The organism is Bradyrhizobium sp. AT1 (assembly GCF_001590795.1).
Lineage (GTDB): Bacteria > Pseudomonadota > Alphaproteobacteria > Rhizobiales > Xanthobacteraceae > Bradyrhizobium.
The window spans coordinates 4,689,602-4,691,775 of the sequence record NZ_JXDL01000001.1 but is presented as its reverse complement, the minus strand read 5'-3'; the positions used below and the strand labels follow the sequence as shown (position 1 = coordinate 4,691,775).

General features: G+C 65.2%; 2 protein-coding genes. Both read left to right on the top strand.

Annotated features, from left to right (window positions below; translation table 11 throughout):
* The coding region (locus SE92_RS36775) for a methyl-accepting chemotaxis protein (RefSeq protein ID WP_245324661.1) at positions 1-457 on the top strand (457 nt) is incomplete at its 5' end.
* A 415-nt stretch (positions 458-872) separates the two neighbouring features.
* Positions 873-2,174, top strand: a 1,302-nt coding sequence (locus tag SE92_RS21780; protein WP_198172740.1) for a HAMP domain-containing protein, incomplete at its 3' end; no start/stop codon positions are given.

The window sequence follows — 2,174 nt, the reverse complement described above, 5'->3', positions numbered from 1 at the left end:
AGCGCTCAATGCCACCATCGAGGCGGCGCGCGCCGGTGAGGCCGGCCGCGGCTTTGCGGTGGTTGCGAGCGAAGTGAAATCGCTGGCGAGCCAGACCGCGAAGGCGACCGACGAGATCTCCTCGCACATCACCGGCATGCAGGGCGCCACTGCCGAATCGGTTGCCGCGATCAAGGAGATCGGGGCGACCATCGGCCAGATCTCGTCGATCTCGACCTCGATCGCGAGCGCGGTGGAGCAGCAGGGCGCGGCAACGCAGGAGATCGCGCGCAGCGTCCAGACCGTTGCACAGGGCACCCAGACCGCGGCCACCGACATCGGCCAGGTCAACCGCGGCGCCGCCGAGACCGGCTCGGCCTCGGAAGAGGTGCTGCACTCGGCCAAGACGCTGTCATCCGAAAGCACCCGCCTGCGCGCCGAGCTCGACCGCTTCATGGGGAATATCCGGGCGGCGTAAGCTCGCTCGGTTCGTTGCCAGTTATACGCTGCGCTGCTGCTCCACTCTCCGCCGTCGTCCTGGACAAGCCCGCCCTCAAGGCGCGCTCCGATCCGGGCCCCCTAAATCCCGGCAGTGATCGTGGAGCGACCCCGGCCACTCCGAGTCTTCGCCCAACACGATCCTGGGGCTATGGGTACCGGATCAGCGCTCCGCTTGGCTGCGCTTGTCCGGGACGACTGCGGAGCTTGGCGCGGCACCAATTGTAACGGCGCGGGAAAGCGCCCCTTAACAATTCCCTGCGTCATCTAACCGCCAGTTGCGGCGTCGCAAATTTACCACAGCTTATCCTTTGCCAATTACCGTACGGACGAGTCAGGAAGCGGGCTGCTTCCGGGCTGCGCCTGGTTTTCCGCGAATGGAATGGGGTGGGGGAATGTCGGTCAAGTCGAAGTCGAGCCAATCGAAGCTGCCAACGTTGCGTTTTCGTGCAAAGATCATCCTCGGCTTCGTGGCAGTGCTAGCCATCCTCGCCGTCAGTATGGCTTTCGCCTATTTCGGCTTCGAGCGGATTGCCGGCGCCGTCGCCTCCTACCGAACCAGCGTGTCGGAAGCCGACCTCGCGCGGACGGTCGACCGCGAACTGATCGCCTATCAAGGACTGGCGCGGGCCTATACCCTGACCGGCGCGGCCGAGGACGAGACCGCGGCCAAGGCGGCTGAAGAGAATCTGAGGAGTGCGATCGCCAAGTCGATGTCCGCCACGACCGGGGCTGCCCGACGCGAGGAGGTCGGCAAGCTCGAGGCCGAGTTCCAGCGCTTCACGAAAGTGTTCGGAGAGATCATCACGCTGACGCGTGAGAACAACAAGATCGCGGCCGATGAGCTCAACAGCGTCGGCAACAAGATCCGCTTCAAATTCGACGATCTCGCCGATACGGCCGCGCTGGCGGGGCTGTCCTCGGTCCAGACCACGGCCAAGGACATCACCTCGCAATACCTCGCGGTCTCCACCTCGGTCGGCGCTTTCGTCGCCAAGCCGGAGCCGAAGACCGCCGATGGCGTGATCGCGCGCGTCAAATTCCTGGAGACGCTGCTGGTCTCGATCTATGCGAACGATCAGAAGATCACCGACCGCGTAACGGAGATCGGCAACCTCCTGAAGCAGTACCGCACCTCCTTCACCAAGCTGTCGGAGAACGTGAAGATCATCGTCAAGCTGAACGGCGAGATGACCAAGACGGCGGCGGGCATCCTCAAGCTCTCGGGCGAGCTGCGATCGGAGCTGACCGCCGATCAGCAGCGCATCGAAGCGAGCGCCAATGCGACGATCGTGGATACCGAGCGGCTGATGGTGATGTTGGCGCTCGGCGGCCTCGCCATCGGCGCTGTGCTCGCCCTGATGCTCGGCAACGGCATCTCGCGTCCGATGATCGCGATGTGCAAGGCGATGCGCGAGCTGGCCTCGGGTAATTTTGACGTCGTGCTGCCGGGTCTCGGCCGCAAGGACGAGATCGGCGAGATGGCCGGCGCGGTGGAGGAGTTCAAGGTTCAGGCCGTGGCCAAGGCCGAGCGCGATGCCGCCGCCAGCGAGGTCCAGAACCGGGAGCAGGCCGCCAGCCGCCGCGCCGAGCTGATCCGCTTTGCCGACGATTTCGAGAGCGCGGTCGGCGCCATCGTCTCCAACGTCTCGGCCTCCGCCGTGCAGCTGGAATCGGCGGCCTCGACGCTGACCCGC